General features: G+C 58.6%; 17 protein-coding genes. 10 read left to right on the top strand and 7 right to left on the bottom strand.

The genetic code is table 11. The annotated features are described in order from the left end of the window. Window positions 1–17 precede the first annotated feature (17 nt). From FTE24_RS11850 to FTE24_RS11830, 5 genes are all read left to right on the top strand, one after another. Window positions 18–1,178, top strand: a complete 1,161-nt coding sequence (locus FTE24_RS11850; RefSeq protein WP_150234596.1) for an IscS subfamily cysteine desulfurase — start codon at window positions 18–20, stop codon at window positions 1,176–1,178. Window positions 1,179–1,184: 6 nt separating this feature from the next. Next, window positions 1,185–1,715 (top strand): transcription repressor NadR, encoded by a 531-nt coding sequence (locus FTE24_RS11845; protein ID WP_150234598.1) that lies wholly within the window; start codon window positions 1,185–1,187, stop codon window positions 1,713–1,715. A gap of 255 nt (window positions 1,716–1,970) precedes the next feature. Next, window positions 1,971–2,777: a copper amine oxidase N-terminal domain-containing protein gene (locus tag FTE24_RS11840; protein ID WP_150234600.1), complete on the top strand. Its 807-nt coding sequence runs from the start codon at window positions 1,971–1,973 to the stop codon at window positions 2,775–2,777. An 80-nt stretch (window positions 2,778–2,857) separates the two neighbouring features. After that, window positions 2,858–3,652: a copper amine oxidase N-terminal domain-containing protein gene (locus FTE24_RS11835; RefSeq protein ID WP_150234602.1), complete on the top strand. Its 795-nt coding sequence runs from the start codon at window positions 2,858–2,860 to the stop codon at window positions 3,650–3,652. 154 nt (window positions 3,653–3,806) lie between these two features. Further along, window positions 3,807–4,304 (top strand): hypothetical protein, encoded by a 498-nt coding sequence (locus FTE24_RS11830; RefSeq protein ID WP_150234604.1) that lies wholly within the window; start codon window positions 3,807–3,809, stop codon window positions 4,302–4,304. Between the two features lie 70 nt (window positions 4,305–4,374). Here FTE24_RS11830 and nspC read toward each other — a convergent pair whose 3' ends face one another. The 3 genes from nspC to FTE24_RS11815 form a co-directional block, all read right to left on the bottom strand. Further along, complete coding sequence (gene nspC, locus FTE24_RS11825; RefSeq protein ID WP_141448242.1) at window positions 4,375–5,517, bottom strand: carboxynorspermidine decarboxylase; 1,143 nt, start codon at window positions 5,515–5,517, stop codon at window positions 4,375–4,377. 20 nt (window positions 5,518–5,537) lie between these two features. Further along, a complete protein-coding gene (locus FTE24_RS11820) occupies window positions 5,538–6,737 on the bottom strand; it encodes a saccharopine dehydrogenase family protein (RefSeq protein WP_150234605.1) in 1,200 nt (399 codons plus the stop codon). A 291-nt stretch (window positions 6,738–7,028) separates the two neighbouring features. Then, entirely contained in the window at window positions 7,029–7,916 is an 888-nt protein-coding gene (locus tag FTE24_RS11815; RefSeq protein ID WP_150234607.1) for a helix-turn-helix domain-containing protein, read from the bottom strand. A gap of 209 nt (window positions 7,917–8,125) precedes the next feature. Here FTE24_RS11815 and FTE24_RS11810 point away from each other — a divergent pair, with 209 nt between their 5' ends. The 5 genes from FTE24_RS11810 (at window position 8,126) to FTE24_RS11790 (ending at window position 13,689) form a co-directional block, all read left to right on the top strand. Further along, complete coding sequence (locus FTE24_RS11810; RefSeq protein ID WP_150234609.1) at window positions 8,126–9,319, top strand: LLM class flavin-dependent oxidoreductase; 1,194 nt, start codon at window positions 8,126–8,128, stop codon at window positions 9,317–9,319. Further along, window positions 9,316–10,587, top strand: coding sequence for an ABC transporter substrate-binding protein (locus tag FTE24_RS11805; protein ID WP_150234611.1), 1,272 nt, complete (start codon window positions 9,316–9,318; stop codon window positions 10,585–10,587). Before FTE24_RS11810 ends, FTE24_RS11805 begins: the two co-directional genes overlap by 4 nt. A 19-nt stretch (window positions 10,588–10,606) precedes the next feature. Next, entirely contained in the window at window positions 10,607–11,491 is an 885-nt protein-coding gene (locus tag FTE24_RS11800; RefSeq protein ID WP_237401733.1) for a carbohydrate ABC transporter permease, read from the top strand. A gap of 12 nt (window positions 11,492–11,503) precedes the next feature. Continuing rightward, window positions 11,504–12,319: a carbohydrate ABC transporter permease gene (locus FTE24_RS11795; RefSeq protein ID WP_150234613.1), complete on the top strand. Its 816-nt coding sequence runs from the start codon at window positions 11,504–11,506 to the stop codon at window positions 12,317–12,319. 263 nt (window positions 12,320–12,582) lie between these two features. Next, on the top strand, window positions 12,583–13,689 hold the full coding sequence (locus FTE24_RS11790) for a metallophosphoesterase (protein ID WP_150234615.1): 1,107 nt from the start codon (window positions 12,583–12,585) through the stop codon (window positions 13,687–13,689). Between the two features lie 542 nt (window positions 13,690–14,231). Here the strand turns inward: FTE24_RS11790 and FTE24_RS11785 are convergent. The 4 genes from FTE24_RS11785 to FTE24_RS11770 form a co-directional block, all read right to left on the bottom strand. Continuing rightward, window positions 14,232–15,380 (bottom strand): mannitol-1-phosphate 5-dehydrogenase, encoded by a 1,149-nt coding sequence (locus FTE24_RS11785; protein WP_150234617.1) that lies wholly within the window; start codon window positions 15,378–15,380, stop codon window positions 14,232–14,234. Window positions 15,381–15,684: 304 nt separating this feature from the next. Beyond that, window positions 15,685–17,652: a PTS mannitol transporter subunit IICBA gene (locus tag FTE24_RS11780; protein ID WP_150234618.1), complete on the bottom strand. Its 1,968-nt coding sequence runs from the start codon at window positions 17,650–17,652 to the stop codon at window positions 15,685–15,687. After that, on the bottom strand, window positions 17,649–19,772 hold the full coding sequence (locus tag FTE24_RS11775; protein ID WP_150234620.1) for a PRD domain-containing protein: 2,124 nt from the start codon (window positions 19,770–19,772) through the stop codon (window positions 17,649–17,651). Before FTE24_RS11775 ends, FTE24_RS11780 begins: the two co-directional genes overlap by 4 nt. 1,176 nt (window positions 19,773–20,948) lie before the next feature. Next, window positions 20,949–23,327 carry a glycoside hydrolase family 65 protein gene (locus FTE24_RS11770; RefSeq protein ID WP_150234622.1) on the bottom strand — a complete coding sequence of 793 codons (2,379 nt, stop codon included), beginning with the start codon at window positions 23,325–23,327 and terminating at the stop codon, window positions 20,949–20,951. Window positions 23,328–23,437: the final 110 nt, after the last annotated feature.

The following is a 23,437-nucleotide window of genomic DNA, read 5'->3' as shown; positions in this document are numbered from 1 at the left end:
CGGAAGAGGGGTTGGGAATGATTTATTTGGATTACGCGGCGTCTTCGCCGATGTGCGAGGAAGCTTTGCAGACTTTGATGACCATGAGCCGCGACGTCTACGGCAACGCAAGCAGCCTGCACGACGGAGGCGGGCACGCTGCCCATATTCTGGAACGGAGCCGGGAATTCGTGGCCGGATCGATCGGGGGACACCGGGACGGCCTGTTCTTCACGAGCGGCGGCACCGAATCGAACCTTTTGACGATTCGGGCGTTGGCCGGGGCGCTTCCGCCGGACCGGCGGCATATTCTGACGTCCACTTTGGAGCATCATTCGGTCAAGCTTGCCGTAGCCGGTCTGGTGTCGCTCGGATACGAAGTCGATTACGTGGCGCCGGATGCGTCGGGACGCATCGGTCCGCGGCAGATCGAGCCGCTGCTGCGTCCGGACACCGGCCTGATGTCGCTGCAGCATGCCAATTCGGAGACGGGACTCGTGCAGGACCTGGCGTCGATCGGCGCGTTTCTGCATGAGCGGGGGATTTTGCTGCATGCCGATGCCGTTCAATCTTTTGGGAAAATCGAACTCGACGTCGGCGTATCGGGCGTGGACGCGGTCTCGCTCTCGGCGCACAAAATTCAAGGGCCCAAAGGCGTCGGCGCGGCGTATATCCGTCCCGGCGTTCCGTTCATGCCGCTGTACCCGGGTTCTTTGCACGAAGGCGGCTTCCGGCCGGGCACGGTCAACGTGCCGGGCATCGCCGCTTTTGCCGCGGCGGCGGTCCATACGTGCGGGCAGCGGGAAGCGCGGACGGCGCATTACGTTCGGCTCAGGGAGCATCTGACAGATCGGTTCCGCGCCTGCGGCCTGTCCGCCTATCTGGTGGCCGACCGACTGCCGGGAGAGCCGGCGAACGTGCTGCCCCATATCGCGGGATGCGCCGGCTTGGGATACGAAGGCCAATATGTTATGCTGGAATGCAATCGAAAAGGCCTGTGCATTTCCACCGGAAGTGCCTGCTCTTCGGGGCATCAGGCCATTCCGGACACGCTGCTTGCGTTAGGCTTGTCGGAAGGGGAAGGACGTTCCTTTTTCCGCATTTCTTTTGGCCCCGAGACGACGACGCAGCAGCTGGATCTGCTCGTTCAGACGCTGCATGAACTGGAACAGACCAAAAAAGAAGGGAGTTTCTCGTGAATTCCTATGGAAGAGATTAAATTGACGGGAGAGCAGCGGCGCGAAAAGCTGCTGGAATGGCTCAAAGCGTCTTCGCCGCTGACCGGGAGCGAACTGGCCCGCCGGGCTTCCGTGTCCAGGCAGGTCATCGTGCAGGACATCACGCTGCTCAAAGCCAAAAACCATGCCATTCTGGCGACCAGCCAAGGCTATGTCCATGTGACGCCGAGCGACGAGCCGACAGCCCGAAGCATCATCGCCTGCCGGCACGACCGCGATCGGACGGAAGAAGAGCTGCTGCTGCTCGTCGATTACGGCGTGAGCGTCGATGATGTCATCATCGAACATCCGGTCTACGGCGAATTGACGGCGCTGATCCGGGTCGGCACGCGAAGCGAAGTCTATGAATTCATCGAAAAGATCACGTCGACCGGTGCTTCGTATTTGTCGGAACTGACGGACGGCGTTCATCTGCACACGATCTCCGCGCCCGAGCCCGGACGGATCGAAAAAGCGTGCGAAGCTTTGAGAAAAGCCGGTTTTCTGATCGAGGACTGAGCTTTCCGCCGCTTGGAAGCCGGGTCGTACGGGACGGTACTTGGACGGTACGCGCGATTCGGGAGTCGTTTGTGAAAAAAAGCCCTGTCTCTCTTGGAGAGACGGGGCTTTTGGCGTGGGGATTTTTACGGGACGGTTGACGAAGGTGGAAGAGTATTTTTTATGAATTAAATTGGGTTTAAATAACTATTTGATTTGAATTAGTATGCTGCTATACTCGGTCTCATCATAGCGCAAGGAAAGGTCGGGATACGCATGAAACTCAAATCGAGGATCGCCGTTCTGTTGACGATTGTGATGGTGAGCGCATTTAGTTTTGGAATCTCTTCTGCCGTGGCTTCCGGTGTGCCCACTGTCGTGCCCGTTCACCTGAAAGTCGGCAAATATTCGATCCTTTACACCCAGCCTGCGCCGCCTTTTATCGATCAAGCCCGAAGAGTTCAGGTTCCGCTACGTTCGATCGAAGATTTGCTGGGCGGGAAAGTGAAGTACGACGCGGCGGCCAAAACGGCGGAGGTCGAGTGGGTCGGGCATACTTTCCGGGTCGAGATCGGTTCCCAAACGGCTGTAATCGACGGGAAAACCGTGCAAATGGACACGACGCCCGTTTTGAAGAACCAAGCGATGTTCCTGCCGCTCCGTTTCTTTCTCGATGCGACCGACGTGAAATGGCGTTGGGACCAGGCTTCGCAGCAGTTGGTCCTTGCGGACGATCGGGTGGTGAAAGGCAAACCTTTTGAATACTTTGAAGATAACGATATGACAACGGTCAAAGATGACAACGCATTGGTCATTCAGTCCTATTCGATCAAAGAAGATCGCTTGACCGTAACGGCCTTGAACGTCTCAGGCCATACAATTCCTGCCGGAAAAGCGGATATTCAACCCCTCATTACGTTCCGTCCCGACAGCGGCAGAGGAGCATTTGCCGTCGATTCTTACAATCGTCCTTCTGCTCCTCCGTTAAAGGCCGTGCAAAATGGAGCTATAGTGAATAAAAGCAAGACAACCTATACGGCAGGCATGGATTACCTCATTACGGTCGGCCGAGAATTGAAATAAGTGTTCCTATAGGCTAGTTGGAGGAAACCGCTTATCACTTCAATTTACAGATCACGCAGAATCGAAAGGTCGGGATACGCATGAAACTCAAATCGAGGCTCGCCGTTCTGTTGACGATTGTGATGGTGAGTGCATTTAGTTTTGGAATCTCTTCTGCCGATGCCAGTGCAGCCAAGGTCGTGCCCGTTCACCTGAAAGTCGGCAAATACTCGATCCTCTACACCCAGCCGGCGCCGCCTTTTATCGACGAGGCCCGCAGAGTGCAGGTTCCGCTGCGTTCGATCGAAGATTTGCTGGGCGGGAAAGTGAAGTACGACGCGGCGGCCAAAACAGCGGAGGTCGAGTGGGTCGGGCATACTTTCCGGGTCGAGATCGGTTCCCAAGCGGCTCAAATCGACGGGAAAACCGTGCAGATGGACACGACGCCCGTTTTGAAGAACCAAGCGATGTTCCTGCCGCTCCGGTTCTTTCTCGATGCGACCGACGTGAAATGGCGCTGGGACCAGGCTTCGCAGCAGTTGGTGCTTGCGGACGATCGGGTGGTGAAAGGGGCGCCTTTTGTAGCCTTTATGGGGAATGATGTGGCAAGCGTCAGAGACGAACATGCGCTGGTCATTCAGTCTTACTCGACCGAAGGGGACGATATGACGATAACCGCTCTGAACGTTTCCGGTCATACGATCCCTGCGGGTAAAGCGGATATCAATATTCTGATTCATTATAAAAAAGGAGGATTTGCGATGGATCCCTATTCGCGTTCGGTTATTCCTCCACTTACGGCCGTACGCAAGGGAGATACGGTGAAGAAGAAGACGAGAGGCGGCATCGATCCGAAAGTCGATTACGTCATCACGGTCGGCCGTGAATTGAATTAATCGTCCTTGCAGGCAAGCCGCATCCTCTCCCCGCCAAACAACCCCGACCCTTCGCGCGAAGAGTCGGGGTTTGCCCTTTTCGGGTACAAAATGTTCGTCTGGCAGGGTATGATGAAGAGGCAGGTCCGGTTTGCTCAGATAAGGACGGTGGACAATGGTCGGTTTTATTATAGGGATGATTCTTATCAATACGTCGTTTTGGCTGCTCTGCTGCCTGGGGACCGCCCATGCGGTTCGATTCCTGCCGGCTGCATGGTATCGGAAAAACGATTGGTTTTTTGCGGAACGTTCTTTTGAAAAAAAGGCTTACAAAAAAATCCGGCTCGATCGGTGGAAACACAAGCTTCCGGAAGCCGGCGGGTTATGGAAATTCCAAAAGAAAAATCTCAACGAGAAAATTACGGTAGACTATGCGGATAAATTCATTTTGGAAACGAAGTACGGGGAAGTCGGACATTTCGCCATGGCGATCCTGGGCTTTGCTTGCATAGCGGTGAATCCGCACGAATATGTAGGGATGGCTTTGATTTGCGCGGGCGTCAACGTCGTGGTCCAGATCCCGTTCTGCCTGATCCAGAGGTACAACCGGCCGCGGTTGATCCGCTTGAGAGCGCGCTTGGCACGCAAGGGCAGTGAACTCCAGGACGTATAAAACGTATAAAAATAACCCCCAAACCGCTTCCGATTAAGAATCGGAGCAGGCTGGGGGTTATTTGGCGTTATTAAGACAAGCGCGAACTGTAATCTTCGAACTTGAACTCGCGGATCACTTTGATGCCTTCCGCTTCGCTGTACGAAGCGATCGAAGGCAGGTTCACGCCGTTGAACATATGGTTCTTGACCATGGTGTAATGCGCCATGTCGCCGAAGACGAGCTTGTCGCCGACTTCGAGCGGGCGGTCGAACGAGTAGTCGCCGATGACGTCGCCGGCCAGGCAGGTCATGCCGCCGAGACGGTACGTGATCGCTTTCTCGCCCGGCATGCCCGCGCCGTCGATGCTTGGGCGGTAAGGCATGGCCAGCACGTCCGGCATATGGCATTCGGCCGACGTGTCGAGAATGGCGATATCCATGCCGTTCTTCATCGTGTCGAGCACGGTCGCGACCAGGTAGCCGGTATTCAGCGCGATCGCTTCGCCCGGTTCGAGGTAGACCTGCACGTCGTACTTGTCGCGCGCGAATTCGATGCAGCGGATCAGGCGCTCGACGTCGTAGTCGGGACGCGTGATATGGTGGCCGCCGCCGAAGTTCAGCCATTTCATCTTGGAGATGACGTGGCCGAATTTCTCGTCGACGACTTTGAGCGTGTTCTCCAGCGTATCGGAGTTCTGCTCGCACATCGTATGGAAATGCAGGCCGTCGATACCTTCCAGATCGCTCTCGTCGAAGTTCTCAAGCGTAATGCCCATACGGGAATACGGCGAACACGGATCGTACAGCGGCACTTCAAGCTCCGAATATTCCGGATTGATACGCAGGCCCACTTCGATCTTGCGGCCCGGGTAGTTCAGCACTTTATCCTTGAACTTGCGCCATTGGGCGAACGAGTTGAACACGATGTGGTCCGTATAGCTCAGCAGCTCGTCGAACTCGCGATCGACGTAAGCCGGCGCGTATACGTGCACTTCCTTGCCCATTTTCTCGTAGCCGAGACGCGCTTCGAACAGCGAACTGGACGTTACGCCCGCCAGATACTTCCCGACCAGGGGATACTCCGCGAACATGGAGAATCCTTTTTGGGCGAGCAGGATCTTGGCGCCGGTACGTGCCTGCACGGAGCCGAGCAGTTCAAGGTTCTTGGTGAGCAGACGCTCGTCCACGACGTAGCAGGGAGAAGGGACGGCGCTGAAATCGATATCTGTCATAATGTTTTTCTAAGCCCCTTTTAGTCCAGCAGCGTCGGCGAGAAATCCTCGACCCACGGCAGGCCCTGTTTGTTCAGTTCTTCCATGAACGGGTCCGGATCGAACTCTTCCACGTTGTAGACGCCCGGTTTTTTCCACAGGCCCTTGAGAACCATCATGGCCCCGATCATCGCCGGCACGCCGGTCGTGTAGGAGATCGCCTGCGAACCGACTTCGTGGTAGCATTCTTCGTGATCGCATACGTTGTAGACGTAGTACGTTTTCGGCTCGCCGTTTTTGGTGCCCTGGAAAATGCAGCCGATGTTCGTTTTGCCTTTCGTTCTCGGCCCGAGCGAAGCCGGGTCCGGCAGAACGGCTTTGAGGAACTGGAGCGGCGCGATTTTTTGGCCTTCGAAGTCGATCGGCTCGATCGACGTCATGCCGACGTTTTCCAGTACCTTCAGGTGGTTCAGGTAGTTTTGCGAGAACGTCATCCAGAAGCGGATCTTTTTGAGGCCCGGCATGTTCTCGGCGAGCGACTCCAGCTCTTCATGATACAGAAGGTAGATGTCTTTCGGTCCGATTTCCGGCAGATCGTACACTTTTTTCTCCGTCAGCGGTTCGGTCTCGATCCACTCGCCGTTTTCCCAGTAGCGGCCCTTCGCCGTGATCTCGCGGATATTGATCTCCGGGTTGAAGTTGGTCGCGAACGGATAGCCGTGATCGCCGGCGTTGGCGTCGACGATATCGATCTGGTGGATCTCGTCGAAGTAATGCTTCAGGGCATAAGCGCTGAATACGCCCGTTACGCCCGGGTCGAAGCCGCTGCCGAGAACTGCCGTAAGGCCGGCTTTCTCGAACTTCTCGCGGTACGCCCACTGCCATTTATATTCGAATTTCGGATTGTCGAGCGGCTCGTAGTTGGCCGTGTCGAGGTAATGCACGCCCGTCTCGAGGCAGGCATCCATGATGGTCAGATCCTGATAAGGGAGCGCCACGTTGATTACGATGTCCGGCCCGAAGCTTTTGATCAGCTCCACGACTTCTTCCGTACGGTCGGCGTCGACCTGTGCGACCGAAATCTTCGTGCGTCCTCCGTCCAACTTGGTCTTCAAAGCTTCGCACTTCGACAGCGTGCGACTCGCGATACAAATTTCCTCAAATACGTCAGGATTCTGGACACACTTATGCACGACAACGCTTGCTACGCCGCCCGCACCGATAATCAATGCTTTTCCCAAAATCAAGTCCCCCCTTAGTCCGTTTGAAAAGATAGTGTCAAGCCTGCTTGTGGCCTTCAAGAAATAAACGCTGGTTAAAAAATCAACAAGAAGGATTATACAAATAATAACGCAAAAACACAAGAAAAACACGAAAAAAACGGCTTTTTACCGAACCAACCCAGTATTTTAACATAGTTTTAACAGTAATCCTCCGTAATCCGTCCTATTCCTCCGTTTTGTCCGTTCAGCAGGCCATTTGGAAGCCCTATCGAAGCGCAGCGGGCCCGCAGGGGCGGAAGGGGCGTTTCTTCATTCCGCGGCGCGAGGCGGCGAATGCTGCTTGCGATATTGTTTGGGCGGCATGCCGCTTTCTTTTTTGAACGCTTTGGAAAAAGAGAACAGGTCCGGGTAACCGACCGAATGGGCGATTTCCGACAGGGAGTAGGAGGTCTGCTCCAGCAGCATTTTCGCTTCGTCGAGCTTGAGCCGCTGCATGTAACGGACCGGCGTGATGCCGTAGCGCTCGTGGAATTTTTTGCTGAAATGGGTCCGTCCGACGCCCGCGTGCCGCGCCACTTCTTCGACGGTGATCCCGTCCGCGTAATGGATCTCCATATAGTCGAGCCCGCGCTGCAGCCAGGAGACGGCGTTCGCTTCGCCGCCTTCGGGCGCGGCGTCGCGCTCCAGCGAAGCAAAGATGCGGTAGAACGCCGACAACCGGTCGAGATCGGACGCTTCCGCCGCGCCGCCCGCCGTTTTTTGCAGAAAAGCGATCAGGTCCGCCGCCGCTTCTTCCGCATGCAGCGCCGGCAGATGGGGACGCTGGGGCGTCAGCCCGACGCGGCGCAGCAGGTCAAGCGCCATTTTGCCGTCGAACGCGAGGAAAATCTTGCGCAGCGGCGCGTCCGGGTCGGTCCAGTATTCGTGCGTCACCTGCGGAAACAGGCAGTACAGGTCGCCCGCCGCGAGCGGATACGTCCGCCCGTTCTGGACAAAAGTGCCGCGTCCGCCGAGCACCAGCAGCAGGTAATAATAAGCGGTCGTGCGCGGCCCGATATGGTAGTCCGGCTTGGCGAGGTTCGACCCGAGGCGGATCGGCCAGGCGGGCCCGGCTTTCTCGTAATCGGACGGGGTGAACAAGTGGACGCGCAAATATTCGTTGGCGTCTTCTTTGGTGTAATCGGCATCGATCGGCACGGGAAAGCTCCTTCCTTCAAACGTCCTGCACGCAAAATGACAAAAGTCCGGAACGGCGAAATGACATTTACTATTGCTCGGGGGCTTGCTATCATTCTATCAAAAGTAATCCAACTTGTTTAGTTGGAATATACTCCTGCAATTTTAAATACAAAAATTCAAATAAACCGAGCGCTTGGCAGGGCGGAGCGGAAAGGACGGAATCGAACATGGCAAACGGAGAACAGAAAACGCGCGGGATCGAGTTTGGCTGGTTTTTGCCTACCGCGGGAGACGGCAAGTACGTGGGCGTGGAACCGGAACGTCCGGCGACGCTTCAGTATCTGACGGAGGTGGCGCAGACGGCCGAAGCGGCCGGGTTCGGGTTCGTGCTTATTCCGACCGGCGGCGCCTGCCTGGACGCATGGGTCGTCGGTTCGGCCGTCATGAGCCGCACGACGACGCTGCGTCCGCTCGTGGCGGTGCGCCCGGGCCTCACGGCTCCGGTGCTGTCGGCGCGCATGGGCGCGGCGCTGGATCAGCTGTCCGGCGGTCGCGCGATGATCAACGTCGTCACCGGCAGTTCCGTGCAGGATCTCGAAGAACTGGGCGATCCGCTGGCGCGTTCGCACGACGAGCGTTACGAGCGGGCGGACGAATATTTGCAGATCATGCGCCAAACGTGGGCCAACGGCGACAAGCCGCAGGCTTCGGAATTTGCGTCGGGAACGGCGGGCGGTTCGGCCAAAGAGCAAGAACCGTTCCGCGGCAAGCATTATACGTTCGAGCGGGCTTCGGGTTCGCCGCGCACGGTGCAAGACCCGCATCCGCCGTTCTATCTGGGCGGCAGTTCGGCAGGCGCCAAGCGGGTCGCGGTCCGGCACGCGGACACGTTCCTGATGTGGGGCGAACCGCATGCCTGGATCGGGGAGCAGATCGCGGAGATCGAGAGTCTGCGGCAGCAGTACGAGCAGGAGACCGGCGAACCGCGCGAACTGCGCTACGGCATGCGGGCTCAGGTGCTTGTCCGGGACACGGAAGAAGAAGCGTGGGCCGCGGCCTGGGACCTCATCAGCAAAGTGTCCCCGGAAGCGATCGAGAAAGCGGAGCGCGAATTCGCGGCTACCGACGCGACCAACCAACGGCGCCAGAACGAACTGCGCGAGCTGTCCAAAGCGGACCGCTTCGTGGCGGGGCCGAATCTGTGGACAGGGCTGTCGGTCGTGCGTTCCGGCGGCGCGATCCTGATCGTCGGCACGCCCGACCAGGTGTCGCAGCGGCTGATCGAATATGCCGAACTCGGCGTATCGACGTTTATCCTGTCCGGCTATCCGCATCTGGAAGAAGCCGAAATCTTCGGCCGCGAAGCGCTGCCGCTGTTCAAACAAAAATGGGCCGACATTCATAAGGAGGTTGTACGATGACGGGAAAATCCGGGAAAAAGCTTCGTTACTTATTGGCATCCGGCGCACTCGCGCTGACGGCGGTCTTGTCCGCATGCGGAGGCGGCGGATCGGGTGCTTCGTCCCCGGACGGCAGCGTCACGATCAATTTCCTGCACTGGCGGGGCGAAGACGTGAAAGCGCTGGATACGCTGATCGGCAAGTTCGAAACGGCCAATCCGGGCATCAAGGTCGAAATGCAGACGCTGCCTTCGGATCAATATCAATCGACGGCGCAGGCGAAACTGTCGGACGGCTCGGTCGGCGACGTGTTCGCTTCGTTCCCCGGCGCGCAGTTCGACGCTTTGGCCAAAGCCGGCGTATTCACGGATCTGAGCGGTTCCGCTTTTCTGGACCATTTCAACGCCGACCTGATCGAAGCCGGACAGCAGGAAGGCAAGCAGCTCGCCGTGCCGTACCAGCTCGTCTACAACGATCCGATCTACAACGTCAAGCTGTTCGAGCAGTACGGCCTGACGCCGCCGGCAGACTGGGAAGGCTTCCTGGCGCTGTGCCAGACGCTCAAGGATAACGGCATCATTCCGATCGCGTTCGCCGGCGCCGATATCGGTCCGGGGCAGTTCATGAACACGATGGTGATGAACAACGAACCGAGCGACGACATTTTCGAGCAAGTCGAAGCGGGCGAAGCGAAGCTGACCGACGAATGGTGGGTCAAGACGCTGACGCAGATCAAGGAACTGAACGACAAAGGCTACTTCCAGCCCGACGCGCTCGGCACGAAAGACGCCGCGGCCGGAGCGCTGTTCATTCAGGAAAAAGCGGGCATGCTCGCAAGCGGCTCGTACCAGCTCGCGCAGAACGCGGCGCAAAATCCCGAACTTGAACAGGCGCTGCTCGCGCCGATCACGGTAAGCGAGAGCGAAGCCAAGTACGAAGGCGTGCATACGAGCACGTTCATGCTGGCGGTCAACAGCAAGTCGAAGCATCCCGAGGAAGCGAAGAAATTTCTCGATTATCTGAGCCAGCCGGAAGCGGCCGGCGAATATGCCAACGCGACGGGACAGAACGTGACGGTCGACGGCGTCTCGTACGACAGTCCGGAACTGAAGATCGCCGAGCAGTGGACCGGCAAGAAGACGCTGTTCCAGCCGCGCTTCACGATCAAGAACGGCGACAACCAAAAAGCCGTCACGAATTCCATTCAGGCCGTGCTTGGAGGGTCTACGCCGGAGGAAGCGGCGCAGGAAGCCCAGGCGGTCATCGATCAGAACCTGAGCAAGTCCTAGGCCGGGGCGGAATCCGCAGATGAAAAATAACCGATTGAAGCACAAGCGTGTCCTGTGGCTGTTCCTGCTGCCGGGCACGCTGCTGTATCTCTTCCTGTTCGCGTACCCGACGCTGTCGGGGCTGTTCTATTCGTTCACCGATTGGGACAGCGTCTCGCCGTCCTACAACATGGTCGGACTCGACAACTACAAGGACAGCTTCGAGAGTCTCGTCTTCCGCAAAACGCTGCTGAACAACGTGAAGTTCATGCTCAGCGTGGTGATCGTGCAGACGATCGTCTCGCTGGTGCTTGCGCTTCTGCTGTCCCGCAACACGCGAACGCGCGTCTTCCTGCGCGCGCTGTATTTCCTGCCGGCGATCCTGTCGTCGGTCTCGGTCGGCCTGATCTGGTCGTTCGTCTATGACCCGACGATCGGGATGCTGAATCTGGGCCTGCGCGGAGCCGGTCTGGACGGCCTGACGCAGAACTGGATCGGCGACCGCAAGATCGCCCTGTACGCCATCGCGGCGGTGCAGGTGTGGGCGCATGCCGGCCAGATGATGATCGTGTTCATCGCCGGATTGCAGGCGATTCCGGGCGAGCTGTACGAGTCGGCGCGCATCGACGGCGGCAGCCGCTTCCAGCTGTTCCGCAAGATCACCTGGCCGCTGCTTGCGCCGTCGTCCGCGATCGTCATCGCCTACACGACGATCCAGTCGTTCAAAGCGTTTGACCTGATCTTCGTCATGACCGACGGCGGCCCGAACAACGCCACCGAAATATTGTCGACGTACATCTACCATACCGCCTTCGGGAACTACGAGTTCGGGCTCGCTTCGGCCGGCTCCATGATCTTCCTCGTCGTGCTGGCGATTCTGACGTATCTGCAGTTCAAAGCGCTGCGGACCGACCGGGCTTTCTAAGGAGGGGAACCTATGGCTTTCAAATGGCTCGGCCGGCTGATCATGCTGCTGTACGCGGCGATCATTGCCGCGCCGCTGTATTTCGTAGTCATCTCGGCGTTCAAGCCGACGACGGCTTTCTTCGCCGACCCGCTCGGCTGGCCGCAGCCGCTGACGCTCGAAAATTTCCGCGCGCTGTTCGAGCAGCAGCCGATGCTGCGCTATTTCGGCAACAGCGCGCTCGTCACGCTCGGCACGGTGGCGCTCGACCTGCTGCTCGGCAGCCTGATCGCCTACGCGATCGTGCGCTTCGGCGGCCGGATCGGCGCGTTCTTCTTCGCGCTCTACGCCGCCGGCCTGATCGTGCCGACGCAGGTGAACATGCTGCCGCTGTACGCGCTCGTGCGCAAGCTCGGCTGGTCGGACCACCTGCTCGGCCTGGTGGTCGTGTCGGTGGCGCTGTTCCTGCCGCTGACGGTGTTCATGCTGACCGGCTTCATGCGCTCGCTGAGCCGCGAAGTGCTGGAAGCCGGCAGCATCGACGGCGCCAGCGAATGGCGGCTGTTCGCGCGTATCGCGATTCCGCTGTCCGCGCCCGCGCTGTCGGCCTGCGCGACGTTCCTGTTCGTCATGTCGTGGAACGATCTGCTCATGCCGCTGCTACTGATCAACAGCAATTCCAAGCTCACGCTGCCGCTTGCGCTCATGCAGTTCCGCGGCGAATACGTGACCAATTACACGACGCTGCTCGCCGGCGTCATCTTGTCGGCCGCCCCGATGCTGGTGCTGTTCTTGTTCTTGCAGCGGTATTTTATCGCGGGCATGACGGCGGGAGCGATCAAAGGCTGACATGGCGGATGCCGCCGGCGTAGACTCGGGCCTGGATTCGGGTCTGGACCCGCAAACCGGACAATCTGGATTCGTAAACAGGACAAAGAGCAAAGGAAAGGCCGGTTCATGACCCCGAAAGGGGCTTGGGTCGGCCTTTTTCCATAGGGCGAACGGGCGCGGCTCGACTTCACGGTTGGCGGCTTCGTATAATAGAAGAAAAGGTATAAGGGCGGATGATGGGGTCTGCTGCTTGTCGAAAGTCGGAGAGGAGCCTAAAGGTTTTGGTTATTCGCATTGTCATTTCGCTGCTTGTGTACCACGGATTTCTTTTGTATATCGGTTGGAATTTATGGAAAGGGCTTCGATCGTTTCGGCCGGATATTCGGCGCAGGTGGCTGGTGATCTTGTCGGCGGGGCTGCTGATCGCGGCCTGGTCGATGGCTTTCCGGTTCATATTCAGCGAATATGCCTGGGCGCATTGGGTGGCGGGGATCTGGCTGATGTTCGCTTACGTCATGGTGCTCGTGCTGCCGCTGACGAATCTGGCCGTCTTGCTGCTGCGCCTCTTCACGCGGATGGACCGGCGCAAGTTGACCCGTTCGGTGACGGCTGTCGCGCTGGCTTTGACGCTATTTCTGGGCGCGTTCGGCGCGTTCAGCGCCTACAGCCCGGTCGTGCTCACGTACGACGTGAAGATCGCCAAGCCGGCGCTGGACGGGCGCAAGTCGATGAAGATCGTCATGGCGGCGGACATGCACTTCGGAGCGCTGTCCGGGCCGGGGCATGCCAAGCGGCTGGTGCGCCTGATCAACGAAGAAGCGCCGGATCTGGTGCTGTTCCCGGGCGACCTGGTCGACGACGATATCGTCCAGTACGTCAAACAGGGCATTCCCGAGATTTTGCAGGGCATCGAAGCTCCCGTCTACGCCTCGCTCGGCAATCACGATCGGCTGGAAGCGGGCGATACGGAGCTGATTAAGACGCTGGAAGGGAGCGGCATGACGCTGCTGTACGACGAGATCGTCTCCGACGGTCTGCCGGTCACCCTGATCGGGCGTAAAGACCGCACCGACCCGGCCCGCCTGTCCGTCGCGGAGCTTGCGGCGCAGACCGATCCGGCGGCGCCGCTCGTGCTGCTGGACCATCAGCCGTACGAACTGGAGCTGGCGGCCGCAGCCGGCATCGACCTCGAAGTGTCCGGCCACACGCATCGCGGCCAGATCTTCCCGGCGAACTTCATCACGAACCGGATCTACGAGAACGACTGGGGCTACCTGCAAAAAGAAGGCATGCATTCGATCGTAACGTCCGGTTACGGCTTCTGGGGACTGCCGATGCGCACGGGGACCCGGTCGGAGATTACGATCATTAATGTGAGCTTCGAGTAGGGTATGGAGCGGGAGCGCGCGGGGCCGCCGCCGTGAGCGGAAGATCGGCGGATTTCGGATCGCTGCCGCTGTCGTCTCGGCGGATTGTCTGCCGCTTGTCCGCATGCGTGCCGCGGCTTGTCGAGGGTGCGAGCTAACGAATCCGGATAGCGCTAATTGGGACTTTTGGCCGTTTTGCGCAGGCTAAGGAATCGAAGGAGCGCTATTGTTGCGATTTGTGCGGATTAGCCGCTTATAAGTTGGAATAAGGAACCGACGATTCGTTAGATGTGAAAAAAGACCGAAAAGAGCGTAATAGCGTGATTTCGGTTCGTTAGCGGGTAGACTGCGGCCTATGGAAGTCGAGCCGAGACGCAAGCCGCATAGCGTATCCAGCAAACAATGGACATACAAAAACAGGCGCAAAAAAATCCAAACGAAAAAGCCCGGCCTCTTCCGAGAGCCGGGCTTTTTGTCGTTATGGAGAGTGCTGCAAGCGATGGAGCGGTCAAGGTCGTCTCTTTTACCGACTTGTAGACTGACCGACTTGCCGGCTTATCGCCTTACGACTTCAGCGATTCGTAAGCGTCCGCAATCTTCGCGTTCTCGCCGCTGTCTTCGGTGAAGCCGGTCGCTTCGGCGATTGCGCCTTCCAGGCCGTTTTCCTCGATGGAAGCTTGGAGTTCGACGGACTGTTTGTCTTCCGGGTTGTTGTAATGGAGCGCTGCGGCGATGCCGGTCAGCAGGTTGTCGATCGGCAGATCGAGGCTCAGCGCCATGCGCGCCGGGCCGCTCAGGCGGTCGTTCGGTCCGAGCTTGCGCAGCGGTTCGCGGCCGACGCGGCTGACATCGTCGTTGAGGTACGGGTTGCGGAACCGTTTCTCGATCTTGTCGATGTATTTGGCGTGTTCGCCGGCATCGAAGCCGTGTTCTTTGACCAGCGCCGCACCGCTCTCTTCCATCGCGCCGCGCACGACCGTGCGGATGGATTCGTCTTCGATCGCTTTGTCGACCGTAGGCAGCCCTTTGAGGTAGCCCAGGTACGCGGTGATCGCGTGGCCCGTGTTCAGGGTGTACAGCTTGCGCTGCACGTAAGCGACGAGTGTATCGGTCAGCTTCATGCCTTCGATCGTCGGCACGCCGCCTTTGAACGCCGGCTCTTCGACGATCCATTCGAAGAACGATTCCACGCCCACGTCGAGCAGGTTGTCGCCTTTGAACGGAGGGACGATCCGGTCGACGGAGCAGTTCGGGAAGCCGACATGCTCGTCCGCGTACGCTTTGGCTTCGTCGGACAGATGCGTGTAGACCTGCTCTTTGAGGTGCGAGCTTGCGCCGACCATGTTCTCGCAGGCGATGATATTCAAGAAGCCCGAGCCGGATTTGGACCGCTCTTCAAGGCCCGCAGCGATGTTGACGGCGATGAATTTGAGCACATTCGGGCCGACAGCCGTCGTGATGATCTCGGCTTCAGTGATATGTTTGGACATGTCCGGACTGGTCGAGAGGCAGCCGGATACGCCGGTCACCGGAATCTCGCGCTTGTCGAGGTCGAGGATCTGGATCGTATAGCCGTGCTTTTCGTTCAGTTCGTTGATCATGGCTTCGTTGACGTCGGCGAAGACGAGCTCGTACCCGGCTTCGACGAGCAGGGCTCCGATAAAGCCGCGTCCGATATTGCCGGCTCCGAATTGAATCGCTTTTTTGGTCATGGGTGATACCTCCGTGTGGGGGCTTCGAATAGCCGGTCTGTCGCTTCAGTCGGCCTATTCGAACCCGGGATATGGGAAAATCGCTTTCGGTGAAACTCTCGAACACTTCAAAACACATCAAACCATTTTAAGGCAAAGGAAACGGCAGGACGGTAAAAGCAAAAAAAGAAAGTTTGAATTTGAAATAAACCCGCTATTAAAACCGAAGCCGGCAGAGGGGGCTCTCTGCCGGCTTGCGATTCCAATAAGGACAAAGGCTGACGGTAAGGCACGCAAGCGACAGGAATCGTCCGCTAACCGAGGATTACTCCGGCTGTACGCTCAGCGTGTTGTAAATATCGTTGACGTCTTTGGTCTGCGCCAGACGGTGTACCGTCGATTCGTCCTCGATCGCTTCGGCGATCTTGGTCAGAATCTTCAGGTGCTCGCCGCGCGCTCCGGCAATACCGATTACGAGGTAAGCCGTGCCGGCTTCGAATTCGACGCCGTTCGGGTACTGCAGGACGACGATGCCGGAATTGTCGATCTCGTTCTTCGCGGTGCCTACGCCGTGAGGGATCGCGACGCCGTTGCCGATGTAGGTCGAAGCTACGCCTTCGCGTTCGATCATGGCATCCACGTAACCCGGCTTGACGTAACCGGATGCGGAGAGCAGGCGTCCCGCTTCGCGGATCGCTTCTTCTTTGCTGACGCTCGGCAGGCCGAGGCGAATATTTTCTTTGCGCAGGATGTCGGAGTGCACGACTGCGGAACCGGCGCCCGGCGCCGCTTTGTCCAGCGCGTTGTCGATATCCCACTGCGCGTCGGCCGTCGTTGCGGTCGTGTTGCGCTCGGCCGGCGATCCGCCTGCCTGGGAAGCTTTCAGTTCTTCGATCAGATCTTCATAGACCGGATTGTTGATAAAGTTGTCGATCGAAACGTGATGCGCGTTCGGAGCTTTCGCTCTGGCACGGTCGGTCAGATTCTGCTGCGTGACAACGATGTCGGCATCTCCAGGGATGTTCTCGATCGCGGTGTTCGTCACGTTGATCGGCAGACCCGCTGCTTTTACTTTTTTGCGGAAAGAAGTGGCGCCCATTGCGCTCGAACCCATGCCGGCGTCGCAGGCGAAGACGATTTTTTCGACTTTGCCGTTTACGCGTACCGTTGTGCCTGCACCGGCAGTCACGGAGTTCGTGCTTTTCATCGATTTCGATGCTTCGCGCGCTTTTGCCAGATCTTCGTCGTCCGCTTTGTAATTGCGCAGGAAGATGGCGGACAACAGGAACGATACAATTGTAGCTGCAGCTACACCTGCAAGTACGGCAAGGTGCCCGCCTTTAGGTGCTACGGCCATCAGGGCAAAGATACTGCCTGGCGCGGCTGCGGATACAAGACCGGCATCGAACAGGCCAAAAGTGAATACGCCAGCCATACCGCCCAGAATAACGGACAGTATCAGGATAGGTCTCATCAGGACGTACGGGAAGTAGATTTCATGGATACCGCCCAGGAAGTGAATGATGACAGCGCCGGGAGCGGAACTTTTAATCGAACCTTTGGCGAATACCCAGTAAGCGAGCAGGACGCCGAGACCCGGACCCGGATTGGACTCGATCAGGAAGAAGACCGATTTGCCGAGACGTTGGGATTCTTCCAGGCCCAGCGGCGTAAAGATACCGTGGTTGATCGCGTTGTTGAGGAACAGAATTTTGCCGGGCTCAACGAAGATCGAAACGAGCGGCAAAATGCCCCAGTTTACAATCGTTTGTACGCCGGATTCCAGAATGTTGGTGAATGCGCCGACCAGCGGTCCGATACCGTAATAGCCGCCGATGGCAAGAATAGCACCGAAAATACCGAGCGAGAAGTTATTGATCAGCATTTCGAAACCGGCTGGTATCTTACCTTCCATAAAGCGGTCGAACTGTTTGATCAGCCATCCGGCAAGCGGACCCATAATCATGGCGCCAATAAACATTTTGACGTCGCCGGCACCGACGATTACGCCCATGGTCGCGATAGCGGCGATAACGCCGCCGCGATGATCGGCCATCATTTTACCGCCGCTATAAGCGATCAGGAGCGGAAGCAGATACTGAATCATCGGACCGATCATGGAATTGATGTTTTCGTTCGGGAAGTAACCGGCCGGAATAAACAGTGCAGTCAGAAGGCCCCAAGCGATAAACGCGCCGATGTTCGGCATGACCATCGCGCTCAGGAAACGTCCGAATTTTTGAACGCCCTGTCTGGCTCCGCCCGATTTTGCAGGCGTCGATACGCTGCTCATAATTGTTCAACCTCCAATGTGTATTGTTCGATTTTTCTTGCATACAGTTCGCGCATCATGTCGGCGATCTCGCCGCGGAGCAGCTCCGGCTCGGCCGAAGCGAGCCGGGCGGCGAAGCCGGGCTTGTCGATCAGCGATTTGCTGATCTCCCCGGCCGCCTGGAGGTAGGACTTGCCGCTGCTTTTCGGCGCGAGCAGCAGGAGGGCCGCTTTGAGCGTAATCGGCTTGTCTTCCGATTCGGCGTCGATGCCTGCCGGGAAGCGGAAGATGCCGAGCGTCAGCCGCCCGATCACTTCGGAGCGGCAGTGCAGCAGGATCAGTCCGTCCTGCGACAGCACCGTCTCGCCGAGCCGCTCGCGCTCGTGCAGTTCGCGTTCGAGCACGTCCGCGTCGGCGGCGCTTTCGGTAAAGCGTTCCGCGATGGCGGCGATCAGCTCGCCGACGCTGCGGGAAGCGAAGCCGTCGGCGATATCGACATGCTTCATAAGATCGAGAATGCCATCGAGCGTCCGGCGGTGTTCTTCGAGCGTGCCGACGAGGTCGGCCTGCACGTTATGCCGCGGCTTTTTCTTGACGAACGACCGCTGCTGCTCGTTCACGAAGCGCCGGATGTTCTCGACGTCGTGGAACGAGAGCAGAACCGACACGCGGACGACCGGCGTGTCCGTCTCGACGTCCACCGTCGAGACGATGAAGTCGGCTTCGTCGTTCTCGGCCGCTTCCGAAGCGGAAGCGAGGCCAATCAGGTTGAACGACGGAAACTCTTTGCGTACCCGGGCCATCAGCAGCCCGGAAGTGCCCATGCCGCTTGCGCAGGCGATCAGCACTTTCGGGGACGGGCGTTCGGCCCGGGCGTATTCGCTCATGGCGCCGATATGCATCGCGATGTAGCCGACTTCGGAATCCGGCACTTCCCGGTCGACGTAATCGGCGAGCAGCCGCGAACATTTGGCCGCGATCGCGAATACGTCTTCGTACTGTTCCCGAATCTGCCGGAGCAGCGGATTGCGGATGTCCAGTCCGAGCCGGAGCCGTTCGACGGCAGGCCCGAGATGGTGGACGAAGCCGGCAAACAACTTGCTGCTGCCTTTGAGTTCGTAGCCGAACTCCGCTTCGGCGGCTTTGAGCATGTTGCGCGCAAGCCGGACGAGGTCGAAGCTGACGTAGTCGTAATAATTGTCGCGATCGCTGTCGGGGCGCGTCTCGGCGCCCTTCAGATGCATCGTGATGTAGCCGACTTCGTCTTCGGGAATATCGAGGCCGAGCATCTCTTCCAGCCTGTCGGCCAGCCGCTGCGCCTGCCCGAATTCGGGCAGGTTCCGCAGGCCGTCCAGCACGCGCGCTTCGATGACGATGCGCTGCCCGGAACGGATACGCTGGAGCGCCAGCGCCAGGTGAACCGCAAGTCCGATATAGGCGCTGTCCGTCAGCTTCAGGTCGAGGCTTTGTTCCAGCTCTTCGACCATCCGCTGGAGCTGGAAGGCGCCTTCTTCGTCGATCAGGTTCAGCAGGCGGCTGCGGATATGGGCTCGGACCCGTTCCGGGTCGGCCGCAGGGTCCGCGGGCGATTCGCTCAGCAGCCCGGCTACCTGGTCTTCGGCGATGCTTTCGTAGACCAGTTGGATCAGGGCGGAGCGGATCGCGTTCTCGCTGCCTTCCACGTAGACGCCGTATCCCGGTTTGCGGATCAGGCGGAGACCGAACGGTTCCAGCCAATGTTCCGCGCGGTCGAGATCGGCGCTCAGCGTGCTTTCGGTCACTTTGAACTGTGAAGCAAAACTGTACGATTTGACAGGTTCGGCCGCGAGCAGCAGCTCGCTGATCAGGAAGTAATGCCGTTCGTCCTTGCTGTAATCCCTGACCGGACCTGCCGCGCTCAGTTCTTCTATGAGGGCGTCCAGCTGGGGAGGAGCGGCTTCCAGTCTGACTCCGGCGCCCGGCTTGCGGATCAAGGAAGCTCCTCTTGCCGAGAGCCAGTGTTCCACGCCGGGAAGTTCGCGTTTGATCGTTCTTTCGCTGACGTCCAATTCATCCGACAGATCCCGTACCGTAACGAATCCTTCCCGTGAAGCGAGAAGACGCTTCAGGATCGGCAGTAGTCGCCCGGTCGGTTTGTCCACGCGGATTCCTCCTTTTGCACACCCTCTTTTTTGAAAACGGTATCATTTCCCCCGTAACAGGGAGGAGACGAATCGCCGCGATAAAAGCCACAGCCTGCAAAATCTCGTCTTCTAATCAAATTTTAAGCACCCCGCTTCGGATTGGCAAAGGAAAGATGCCGGAATTTGTCCCGAATCAACCAGTGACAAAGCCGAACAACGGCGGGCCATCCCTTTACCGGACAAAAGAATTCCATTCCATTATTACTCAAAGCAGCAAAAAATCAATCAGTTTTCGGGTGAAAACGTGCATGTTTTTTCATGGGTTTCAAACTACTCATTGTTTTAATATATGTATGAGGTGGATTTTGATGGAATATAGAGGATTCGGCCGCGATTCCGGTTGTCCCGCAGCTTCGAAAAAGCGTACACGGAATCCATAAGGACGCGAAGCACGCGCCGCTTGCGATACTCAGGTATCGCGGCGGCTTTTTTGCGTTTTTTGCTAAGGAGGGGAACAGATGGCGGGCGATTTGGAACGCTTGAGAATTCTAACGGATTCAGATGAAGCTTAGAAGGGAATAAGGTTTGTTTTGGCGGAAAAAAGGGCGAAAAAGCGGCTAACGGATATACAATCCGTTAGCCGAGCCGAGCCGAGCCGAGCCGAGCCGAGCCGAGCCGAGCCGAGCCGTCATGAGGGTGAATAAAGGTGCAGGGCTGGGTTTGCCGGCGAACCGGCCAGTCTCGGCAGCACCATCGGCCTTGCCCGGTGCGAAGCTTGCCTGCATCGCTAAATGTGGACCAAAAGTCAGCATTTCGTTCGCAAAAAGCGACTGGAGAGCGAAAAGCTGACCTAAAGTCAACAATTCGCCGCATTTCGGCCGTCCCATAGCTGTTTTGGCATAAATTGCTGACCGCAAGTCAACATTGTGCCAAAAAAAGCCGCATCCAAAGAAAAAAGCTGACCTCAGGTCAGCTTTTTTCTTGGATTCGACTCCGCGGCCACAGCCGACTCGCCCGAGCGCACTCCGCCGCCTCTCCGGCTTCCGCCGTTCGCGGCGCTCTCTCGCGCAGCCCGCGCGCGCCATCACTGCCGCTCGGCTTCCGCTCGGCTTCCGCTCGGCTTCCGCCGGCCGCGCCCTCGCGCAGCCCGCGCGCGCCATCACCGCACCCCGGCCGCAGCCGCTTCGCCCAAGCTTACTCCGCCTTCCCGGCTTCCGCCGTCTCCCCGGCTTCCGCCGCCTGCGGAGCGCCTTCGTGCGGGTCGCGCTCGCCGGAGACGCTGTCGCCTGCGGCAAGATCGATCTCGCGGCCGTACAGCGTCAGCGAAGCCGCCGCCGGGCCTTCGTTGCGCACGGTCGTGCGGCCGCCGGCCACGGTCACCTGCAGCCGCGCACCGCGGAAGCCGACCTTGAACGACAGCGACGTCCAGCTGCCTGGGCTGAACGGGTTCAGGATCAGGCGTCCGCCGAGGACGCGCAGACCGCCGAAGCCGTGCACGACGGACATCCACGTGCCGGCCATGCTCGTCGTGTGGCAGCCGTCTTCGGTGTCGTTGTTGTAGTTGTCGAGGTCGAGCCGCGATGTGCGCAGGTACATCTCGTACGCTTTTTCCGTATAGCCGAGTTCGCTCGCCAGAATCGCGTGCACGCACGGCGACAGCGAGGACTCGTGCACCGTGATCGGTTCGTAGAAGTCGAAGTTGCGGCGCTTCGTCTCCAGGTCGTACCGGTCGCCGAGGAAGAACAGTCCCTGCAGCACGTCCGCCTGCTTGATGTAGCACGAGCGCAGGATGCGGTCCCACGACCAGTTCTGGTTGATCGGCAGATGGGCGGGATCGAGCTGCGCCACCGGCAGGATGTCTTTGTCCAAGAAGCCGTCCTGCTGGAGGAACACGCCGGTCTCCGGATCTTCGGCCAGCAGCATGCGCGCCGCGATGTCTTTCCATTGGGACGTTTCTTCGTCCTTCAGGCCGATTCGCTCCGCCACGGCGGCAAACGCTTCCGGCTGTTCGTGCTTCAGCTTGTTGGCGACCTGAAGCGTGTATTCCAGCGTCCAGGCGGCCATCCGGTTCGTGTACCAGTTGTTGTTGACGTTATTCTCGTATTCGTTCGGACCGGTGACGCCGAGAATCAGGTAAGCGCCGCGGCGCTCGGAATAGTTGACCCGCTCTTCCCAGAAGCGCGACAGTTCGGCCAGCACTTCGAAGCCGTATTCGCCGAGGTAGGCGAAATCGCCGGTGTATTCGACATAGTTGTGGATGGCGTAGGCGATCGCGCCGTTGCGGTGGATCTCTTCGAACGTGATCTCCCACTCGTTGTGGCATTCTTCGCCGTTCATCGTCACCATCGGATACAGCGCGCCTTTGGCAAAGCCCAGCTTGGCCGCGTTTTCTTTCGCTTTTTCCAGATGCTTATAGCGGTAGATCAGCAGGTTGCGCGCGACGTTCTGATCGGCGGTGCTCAGATAGAACGGCAGGCAGTACGCTTCGGTATCCCAGTAGGTGCTGCCGCCGTATTTTTCGCCCGTAAAGCCTTTGGGTCCGATATTCAGCCGGTCGTCTTCGCCCGTGTACGTCTGGTGCAGCTGGAAAATATTGAACCGGATCGCCTGCTGCGCGGTCTCGTCGCCTTCGATGGCAATATCGCCGTCGCGCCATTTCTCCGCCCACGCTTCGCGCTGGCCGTCCAGCAGGGCGTCGAAGCCGCGCTCCAGCGCTTCGTTCGCCAGCTGCCGCGCCGTGTCGCCCAGCGCTTCCGGTTCGTAATCGCGCGAAGTGACGTTGGCGACGTATTTGCTGAGCGTGATCGTCTGGTCGGCTTCGGCCCGCAGCGACAGCGAGAGGCCCGCGAACTTGTCCCGCTTGTGCGTCTCGGCTTCCACGTGGAACTCCTGGTTCGGGTCGCCGGTCGCCGCCAGCTCGTACACCATATGCGACGCGACGCGGAAATCCAGCTTTTTGGTGCGCACTTCGACGCAGGCATGATCGACGGCCGCATGCTGCGACACCGTATCCCAAAACTTTTCCTCGTAATTGGAATCTTTGTTCGCGACGTCGGCGTCGAGATACGGGGTCAGCTTGAGCTGCGCCGGCTCGCCGAGCGGAGTGACCGAGTAGCGGATCGCGCCGATCTCCTTGAACGGCACGCTCACGAAACGCAGCGATTCGACGCGCACCTTCCGGCCGCTCGGAAGCACGGCGGTGAACGAGCGGCTCAGCGTGCCTTCGCGCATATCGAGCGTCCGCACGAAATCTTCCGCCGAAGCCGTCGACAGATCCAGCGTTTCGCCGTCGACTTCCACGTCGATGCCGATCCAGTTGACGGAGTTCAGCACTTTGGCGAAGTATTCGGGATACCCGTTTTTCCACCAGCCGACCCGCGTCTTGTCCGGATAATAGACGCCCGCCATGTAGCTGCCCTGCAGCGAAGGCCCGCCATAAGCTTCTTCGAAGTTCGCCCGCTGCCCCATGTAGCCGTTGCCGATGCTGAATACACTTTCGGATACCTCGTTAAGCTGCGGGTCGAAGCCTTCTTCGACAATCTGCCATGCGTTGACTTTCAGGTACGGTCTCATCGCTGGATCTCTCCTCGTGTAGGTAGTGTTGAAGCAGGGTGAAGCGGATACATTTATGTGAAAAAAGAGCCGGAAAACGGCCGCGCACGCAAGGGAATGTGGAAAAAGCG

The sequence above is a fragment of the Saccharibacillus sp. WB 17 genome (genome assembly GCF_008634075.2).
GTDB classification, from domain to species: Bacteria; Bacillota; Bacilli; order Paenibacillales; family Paenibacillaceae; genus Saccharibacillus; species Saccharibacillus brassicae.
This window is presented reverse-complemented; position numbering and strand designations above follow the sequence as displayed.